The 8,553-nt window shown below is 66.9% G+C and carries 5 protein-coding genes; 2 read left to right on the top strand and 3 right to left on the bottom strand.

Going from position 1 to position 8,553, the window contains the following annotated elements; translation table 11 throughout:
* Window positions 1-2,520, bottom strand: a 2,520-nt coding sequence (locus A5678_RS09175; RefSeq protein ID WP_197502081.1) for a molybdopterin oxidoreductase family protein, incomplete at its 3' end; no start/stop codon positions are given.
* 339 nt (window positions 2,521-2,859) lie between these two features.
* On the opposite strand from A5678_RS09175, the gene A5678_RS09170 reads away from it, so the two are divergent.
* Complete coding sequence (locus A5678_RS09170) at window positions 2,860-3,327, top strand: LppP/LprE family lipoprotein (RefSeq protein WP_068041074.1); 468 nt, start codon at window positions 2,860-2,862, stop codon at window positions 3,325-3,327.
* A gap of 30 nt (window positions 3,328-3,357) precedes the next feature.
* Here A5678_RS09170 and A5678_RS09165 read toward each other — a convergent pair whose 3' ends face one another.
* Entirely contained in the window at window positions 3,358-5,310 is a 1,953-nt protein-coding gene (locus A5678_RS09165; protein WP_068041070.1) for an acyl-CoA dehydrogenase, read from the bottom strand.
* Between the two features lie 222 nt (window positions 5,311-5,532).
* Between A5678_RS09165 and A5678_RS09160 the strand changes: the two genes are divergently transcribed.
* Entirely contained in the window at window positions 5,533-6,552 is a 1,020-nt protein-coding gene (locus A5678_RS09160; RefSeq protein ID WP_068041072.1) for an esterase-like activity of phytase family protein, read from the top strand.
* Here the strand turns inward: A5678_RS09160 and A5678_RS09155 are convergent.
* Window positions 6,511-8,439: an ATP-binding cassette domain-containing protein gene (locus A5678_RS09155; RefSeq protein ID WP_082945465.1), complete on the bottom strand. Its 1,929-nt coding sequence runs from the start codon at window positions 8,437-8,439 to the stop codon at window positions 6,511-6,513. The two genes, A5678_RS09160 and A5678_RS09155, sit on opposite strands and share 42 nt — an antisense overlap.
* Between the last annotated feature and the right edge of the window lie 114 nt (window positions 8,440-8,553).

Below are 8,553 nucleotides of genomic sequence, written 5' to 3'. Positions count from 1 at the left end.
TCGACGAACGCGGCCGCTCCTACCTTGCCGGGATGTTGACCGCACTTCGGTCCGACGCCGGCCGGCGCACGGCCGGGATACCGACCCTGCCCCGAAGCGCTCCCTTCGATTCCGGCACCCGGCTGTGGGTCGATGGCCTGCTCGCGGGCCTGTTCTCGCGCAATGATGCACCCCGGCCGTGCGCCGGCCGGCGTCGGACCGAAGTGCGGTCAACATCCCGGCAAGGTAGGAGCGGCCGCGTTCGTCGAATTCCGGCACGGGTTTGGTTGCCACGCCTAGCAAGTCGGCGAGGGCATCGACCTGTGACACGCTGATTTCCGTTACCTCCGTGGGCGCGGGTTCTGGTGTGTCGGTGCTCGGATCCGCCGTGGTGACCGCGACTTTCGCCAACGTGACGGCACACGCCTTGAATTCCGGTTGGTTCGAGCTCGGGTCCACCGCGTCGTTGGTGACCGCGTTGATCGCCAGGTATTCACCGAACACGTCGTTCCAGTGGAACGGGGCGAAGCAGTTACCGGGGCGCACCCGGTCGCTGATCGCGGCGGGCAGCACGGCGCGACCGCGGCGGGAACCGATCTCTATCGCGTCTCCGTCGGCGATCCGCAGCCGAGCGGCGTCGTCGGGGTGGATTTCGACGAACGGTCCGGGATTGAGCTTGTTGAGCTTGGCGACCTTGCCCGTCTTGGTCATCGTGTGCCACTGGTGCGGCAGGCGACCGGTGTTCAACAGGAACGGATAGTCGTCGTCCGGCATCTCCTCGGGCGGTAGATGGGGGCGGGCGAAGAAAACCGCCCGGCCATTCCCGGTGGGGAAGGCCAATCGGGGAGCGCTGCCGTCTTCGCGGACCAGCTGGGCCTGACTGACGCCGTCGTTGAGGTAACGAATGGGGTTGCGGCCGCTCGTGCTCTCGGGTGCGCACGGCCATTGCAGTGGGCGCTGACGCAGGCGTTCGTAGCTGATGCCGCGCAGGTCGTAGCCGGTCTTCGGGTTAGAGAACCGTTTGATCTCTTCGAAGACCTCTTCGGCGGAGCCGTAGCTGAATGCATCCGAAAAGCCCATCTCGCAGGCGATCCGGGCGATGATGTGCCAGTCGGGCAGCGCGTCACCTGGCGCAGTGACGGCTGGCTGGAACAGCGTCATGTTGCGCTCAGAGTTGACCATCACGCCCTCGGCCTCCGACCACAGCGCCGCCGGCAGCAGCACATCAGCGTATTCGTTGGTTTCCGTCTCGAGAAAGGCGTCCTGGGTGATGACCAACTCGGCGCGCTCCAGACCGGCCAGCACCGTCTTCCGGTTGGCAACGGAAGCAACGGGATTGGTGCAGACAATCCAGCACGCTTTGATTTCACCGCCGGCCATCCGGGAGAACATGTCGATGGTGCCGGCGCCGACCTCGGTGCGGAGGGTCCCCCGGGGGATGCCCCACTGGTCCTCGGTGAAGGCGCGATCCTCCGCCGATACGACCGAGCGCTGGCCGGGCAATCCCGGCCCCATGTAACCCATTTCACGGCCGCCCATCGCGTTGGGCTGTCCGGTGAGCGAGAAGGGTCCGCTGCCGGGTTTGCAGATCGCGCCGGTCGCCAGGTGCAGGTTGCAGAGGGCGTTGGTGTTCCAGGTGCCGTGCGTGCTCTGGTTGAGGCCCATGGTCCAGCAGCTCACGAAATTCTCGGCCTGGCCGATCATCCGGGCCGCCGCGCGGATGTCCTCTTCGGGAATGCCGGTGATTTCACTGACCTTGTCAGGGGTGTACTGCTCCAGGAAGCTGGGCATCACCTCCCACCCCTCGGTGAACTCGGCGATGAAGTCGGGGTCGGTGTGCCCGTTCTCAATGATCTGCTGCAGCAGCCCGTTGAGCAGCGCGAGATCGGAACCGGGGGCGATCTGGAGGAACAGGTCGGCCTTTTCGGCGGTCGCGGTGCGGCGCGGATCGACGACGATGAGTTTTGCACCGGCCTTGACGCGCTCCATCATCCGCAAGAACAGGATGGGATGGCAGTCGGCCATGTTGGCGCCGATGACGAAGAAGGCGTCGGCGAGTACGAAGTCTTGGTATGAGCCGGGCGGTCCGTCGGCGCCCAGGGAGAGCTTGTAGCCGGAACCGGCACTCGCCATGCACAGCCGCGAGTTGGACTCGATCTGGTTGGTGCCGATGAAGCCCTTGGTGAGCTTGTTCGCCAGGTACTGCGCCTCGATGGACATCTGGCCCGACACGTACATCGCGAAGGAATCCGGGCCGTGCGTGTCGATGATCGCCCGTAACCGGTTCGCGCACTGAGTGATCGCCCGGTCCATGTCGACGGGCTGGACGGGCTCGCCGCGGTCGGTGCGCGCGTGTGCGGATTCCATCCGCCCGGGCGCACCGAGCATGTCGGCAGTGGTGGAACCCTTGGTGCACAACCGCCCGAAGTTCGCCGGATGTTCTTTGTTTCCAACCGACTTCGTAATGTGACGCCGGCCGCTCTCGAGATCGGTTGTGACCTGCAGCACCATTCCGCAGCCGACGCCGCAGTATGCGCACATGGTGTTCACGGCATCGTGGTGTGACGCCACAAACTCCCTGGCCACGCACTTCCTCCTTTGAGCGCAACGCTCTTACGTTGAATGGTGAGGCGAGGATGTTTCGGCGCCGGATATCCGGAGTTTCCCCCGTTTTACGGCTTCCTCTCACCGGTCAAAGCGTCCGCGTGAAGTCTCGGAAAAGCCGCATACCCCGAGGTCAGGAGCGGTCATCGTCGACCCGCCGACTCCGCTCAAGGCTACCGGCGCGCCGGGGCGGTTTACCCGCCAGAACAGGGTCTCCGACCAAACAAACGGGACATTCACAGCCTTCGCTAAGCTCACCGAGTGCGTCAGCTGATTGTGATCCTGCTGATCCTGTTGGCCTCCGGTTGCGGGTGGAAGCAAGCCGGTTCGCCTCCCGCGTCACCCGACAAGTGCAAGGATTCGGACGGACCGTCGCCCGCCACGGTGCAGCGGGCCATCGCCTCGGTCCCCATCACCGTCCCGGGTACGACATGGGTGGAAATCGCTCGCGGACATGCCAAGAAGTGCCGTTTGTATTGGGTGCAGATCATCCCGACCATTGCCAGTGAGTCCACCGGCCAGCAGTTGTTGTTCTTCGATCACAACACCGCGCTGGGTACGCCCACCCCAAATCCCAAGCCGTACATCACCGTGTTGCCGCCCTCCGACGACGCTGTCGCGGTTCAGTACCAATGGTTGAAGGGCAACGATCAGCCGTGCTGCCCCACCGGTGTGGGCACGGTGAAGTTTGAGATCGGCCCCGACGGCAAGCTGAAGGCGCTCGGCAAAATCCCGAATCAATAGTGTTGCGTCACAACGTGTTCGATCGGCACGTCAACTGGGGGCCGTCTCTGCCAAGTTCTCCGGGTGCAGCATCTCGGCATAGCGCAATTGCTCTGGAATCCCGAAGCCGTCGACGAGCGTCTCCGCATACGGGCGCAGCGCGCGGCACCGGTCGTTGATGCCCCTGGTGACCGCCTTGGCCCGGTCGGTGGACAGGTACCGATGCTCGATGTACCAGGCCTTATCGTCTTCGATCACCGAAAGTGCGTACAGATCGCACAGAATACCCAGCAGCTCGCGAGCCGCGTCGTACGGGCAAGCTTCGATGCCGGCGACGAATGCTTCGAGCACCACCCGATCGATGTGTGCGGCCGCGGCGTGCAGCACGTGATCCTGGACCGCGTTGAAGGCGTCGAATTCCGACATCTCCTTGGATTTGGCCTGCAGCCGGCGTGCGACGGACGCGAGTAGGTATTCCTCCCGGTCCTCGAACATCTTGATCTGCGTGCCGCGGTTGAAGAGGCTGCCCTCTTCCTCGCTGTCCTGTCGCGCGTCGACGATGGTTTGGATAATCGCCTCGGCCGCAGTGCGTTTGACGACGCGCTCGCCGACGGTGTTGGCGGCGAAACGCACCCATTCGACGGGGCTCATGCTGCGGATGTCATCGGCATAAGCCGTCAGCAGCTCCTTGGCCACCAGCTGGGTGAGCACATGGTTGTCGCCCTCGAACGTGGTGAACACGTCGGTGTCCCCGCGCAGCGCGATCAACCGGTTCTCGGCCATGTAGCCCGCACCGCCGCAAGCCTCCCGCGCTTCCTGAATCGCCCGGGACGCGTGCCATGTGTTGGCCGCCTTCAGCCCGGCAGCGCGCGCCTCCAATTCGCGCTGCTCGTCGGCGTCGACCGCGTCCGCGGTCTGGATATCGTGGCATTTACTGACCAGCTCGTTCTGAGCAAACTGCAGCGCGTATGACTTTGCGATCAAAGGGAACAACCGACGCTGATGCACCAGGTAGTCCATGATCAGCACCTCGGACTCATCATCGGGCGCACTGAATTGCCTGCGCTGCAACGCGTACCGCGTGGCGATGTCCAGCGCGACGCGACCCGCGGCGCCCGCGCTGCCGCCCACCGTGATCCGTCCGCGCACCAACGTGCCCAGCATGGTGAAGAATCGGCGGTTCGGATTCTCGATCGGCGAGCTGTAGGTGCCGTCCGGCGCCACGTCGCCGTATTTGTTCAACAGGTTCACCCGCGGGACGCGCAAGTGGTCGAACACGATGCGGCCGTTGTCGACGCCGGGCAGGCCGCCCTTGTACTCACAGTCCGAGGTGGTCACCCCGGGCAGGTCGTTGCCGTCGGCGTCGCGGATCGGCACCATCAAGCAGTGCACACCGTGGTGGAGCGGTTTGCCGTTCTCGGTCGTGATCAGTTGGGCGAATACCGCTGCCATGGTGGCCGTTTCGGCCGCGCCGCCAATATAGTCCTTGCGCGCCGTGGGCGTGGGGGAGTCGATGATGAACTCTTCGGTCTCGGGGTCGTAGGTCGCGGTGGTTTCCAGCGACTGGACGTCGCTGCCGTGGCCGGTCTCGGTCATCGCGAAGCAGCCCCGCAACTCGAGGCTGATGATCTTCTTCACGTACGCCTCGTGATGGCGCTCGGTGCCGAGGTTTTCCACGGCGCCGCCGAACAACCCCCACTGGACACCGGCCTTCACCATCAGCGACAGGTCCGACATCGCGAGCATCTCGATCATGGTGATCGCCGCGCCGATGTCGCCGGTGCCGCCGTGCTCCTTGCGGAAGTTATCGGCCGCGGCGCCGAACGCGGCCATGATCCTCATCTGCTCGGCCACCTTGGTCCGCGCGATCACCGTGTTCGGGGTGTAGTGCGGGCGGAAGAGGTCCTCGCTCATGGTGGATCTCAGCTGGTTCCTCGTGTCCCGCCAACGCCCGTCGAGGGCGTTGCGCAGCTGCTCGGCAATGGTTGGGGAATCTGGCGCCATAACCCGACCGTATCCTGCGGTTCCCGTCGCGGGAATAACAACCTGATGCCAATTCGTGTTCTGACCGAGCGTGCCTTCGAGGCCCGATTTCCGCCCTGAGCGCACGCTCGGCGATACCTTCTCGGGATGGGTCGGCTACGGGTGGCGGGCATGTGCCTCGCACTGGCGCTGGCGGGATGCGCGCCCGCGCGCCCGCCCGCTCCGGCGCCCGCGCCGCGGCCGATGCTGACTTATCTCGGTCAGTCGCAGATCCCGTTCAACGCCACCTTCGAGGGCACCGTCATCGGCGGCCTGTCGGCGCTCAGCTATGACCCGGGTCGTCAGCTGTATTACGTCATCAGCGACGACCGTTCCGAGAGGAACCCGGCCCGCTTTTACACCGTGCAATTGTCCTTGTCCGACAGGGGGATCGACAACGTCACCTTCACCGGCACCCGCCCGCTGCTGGACCGGTCCGGCCAACCGTTCCCGCCGCTCAGGCCGGACACCACGCCGGCAGTCATTCCCCCCGACCCCGAGGGCATCGCCTTCGATGCCGGCCGGCAGCGGCTGTATTGGTCGTCCGAAGGCGAGCGGCGCACCGCGGGCCCGTTGCTGCTCGACCCATGGGTTCGATCGGCCGCGCTCGACGGCGCCTTCCTCGGCCAGTTCACGTTGCCGGCCAACTTGGCGATGTCCGCGCAGCCCACGGGTCCGCGCCGGAACAAGGCGCTGGAGGGCTTGGCGCTGACGCCCGGCGGCCGATCGCTGTTCGCGGCGATGGAGGACCCCGGATACAACGACGGGCCGGTCAGCGACGACGGCCACCGCGTGCTCACCCGGGTCACCAAGTTCGACGTCGCCTCCGGTGCGCCCACCGCCCAGTACGCCTACCCGATGGAGCCGCCCACACCGCCCGCCGACGTCAACGGCGTTTCCGACCTGGTCGCGCTGTCGGACACCACGTTTCTGGTGATCGAGCGATCCTCCGCCATGCCGCCGAGCGTGCGGATCTACCGGGCCGAGATCGACGCGGCGACCGATGTTTTGGCCACCCCGTCGATGCAGAACGCGGCCGTGACCCCGATGACCAAGACCCTGGCGCTCGATCTGTCCGCCTCACCGGGGCTGTCCCCCCTCGACAATGTCGAGGGCATCACGCTTGGGCCGAAACTGCCCGACGGTCGTCAATCGGTGGTGATGGTCAGCGACAACAACTTCTCACCGACTCAGGTCACTCAGTTCCTGTTGTTCGCGATGTGACGGCTTAGGCGCCTCGTGGGCCACCGGCCTCAGCCGATAGAGGGCGAAGCCCGCCGCCGCGACGCCGAAGAGCACCAGCATCGTCATGTCGAACATCCACCAGCCGCTGTAGTGGGTCCACATCTGCGAGTCGGCGGCAAGCGCGTCGACCCTGCGCAAGTCGACCGTCGACGCCGACGCGGCGAAGCCCCATTGGGCCGGGACGAGCCAGGACACCTGCTGGAAGCCCCATTTGCTCACCAGCTGAACGAGGCTCCCGTTGAACAGCGCGGACGCCAGGACCACCGGCAGCAGCAGCGGCAGCACTTCACGCAGCGACGTACCCAGTGCCGACAACGCGAGTCCGAGCACGGCGGACATAATCGCCGTCGCCGCCACGCTCACGTAGAGCTCGACCGTGGCGTTCTGCAACAACACGGCGCCGCCCGCGGGGCCGCCCTTGGCGGCGACAACGATGGCGAACAGGATTGCCGTCAAGATGGCCGCGGCCAGGCCGAACACGAGGATCTTGGCCGCCAGGTAGGCCGCGGTCGACAACCCGAGAGCCTGCTCGCGCCGGAAGGTGCGCTGCTCGCGCATCACGGCCCGGATGGTCAGCGCGGTACCGATGATCACGGCGGCGACGTTCAGCGCGGCCAGAATCTCGATCGCCTCGTGCGGGTGAGCACTGCCCGGCCCGGGCCGGGCGAGGCCCGAATCGCCCGGAATCAGCAGGGTCAGGCCCGCCAGCACGAACGGCAGGATCGCCAGAAGCACGAAGTAGAGGCGGTCGGCGAAGAGCAGCCGGGCTTCGCGGCGGGCCAACAGCCGGATCTGGCGCGTCCTGGCCGCTTCCGCGGGGGGCGGCGACGTGGCGGTGACCTCCGGCGGCGCCGTCGACGCCGATGCCGGCGGCCGGGCGCCGAACGCGCGATGGGTTCCGTGCGGGTCGGCGCTCACCCGCTCGAGCACCTTCGACCAATCGGTCGTACCCATCGCGGACTCGACCTGCAGGGGCGGCCCCAGGAAGGCCGGCGCCCCGGCCGAGGTGAGAACCAGCACCTGGTCGCACAGGTTGAGGTGGGTCAACGACGTCTGCGACGACGCGGCCGCCACGACCACGCAGCCGATGTCGGCCTGGCGCCGCAGCATCGCCATCACGTGGCGTTGTTGCTCCGCGTCCAGACCGGCGCTCGGCTCGTCAACGACGAGCAGTGTCGGCCGGGTGATCAGCTCCACCGCCAGCGCGGCGCACCGGCGCACCTCGGGCGGAAGCTTGCCGATCCGGCTGGCCCGGTGCGGCGTCAGCTCGAGTTCCTCGAGAACCTGGCTGACCACGCGGTCGCGTTGCTCGGGTGAGATGTCTTGCGGCAGGCGGATTTCGGCGGCGTATCCCAAGGCCTGCTCGACGGTGAGCTGCCGGTGCAGGCGGTCATCGGGCGAGACGATGCCGATGCGGGTGCGCATGAACTCCGGCTCGGCGTGAGCGTCGTGGCCGTCGACGGTGACCCGCCCGGTGCTGGGCTGCTTGGTGCCGGCGAGCAGCCCGAGCAGCGCGGAGTTGCGTGCGGCCGACGGCCCGACGACCGCGGTGAAGATGCCCGGACGCGCCGCGAACGAGATGTCCGACAGCACGTCGCGCCCGTCGATGCTCAATCCCAGCTGGTATGCGACCACCCCCGCCGTGCGCGCGTCGGCTTTGAGTGGCAGGCGGTAGGTGGCGTTCGCCTCGGCCGTGCGGAACGAGGGGCGCGCGACGCGCAGCTTCGAGGTGATCATCCGCTCGATGAGGCCGGGGCCGCCCTTCTCCTGTGCCTCGGCTGCGGGCGGAGCGGGCTGAGCGGGCGGTGGCGCGTTGGGGTGGGCCGGCGGCGCGACCGCCGGCTGTTGCGGCGGCATGATGCGCATGCGCTGGGTCTCGCGCTGGGTGGGCGCCCGCAGGTTCGGATCGATCGGGCGGGCGGGGTGCACGCCGGGGGCCGGGGGGGGGCCGCGGCCCGCCCGCTGGCCCCGGGGGGGGGG

The sequence above is a fragment of the Mycobacterium sp. E2733 genome, from assembly GCF_001667585.1.
Taxonomy (GTDB): Bacteria; Actinomycetota; Actinomycetes; order Mycobacteriales; family Mycobacteriaceae; genus Mycobacterium.
This window is presented reverse-complemented; position numbering and strand designations above follow the sequence as displayed.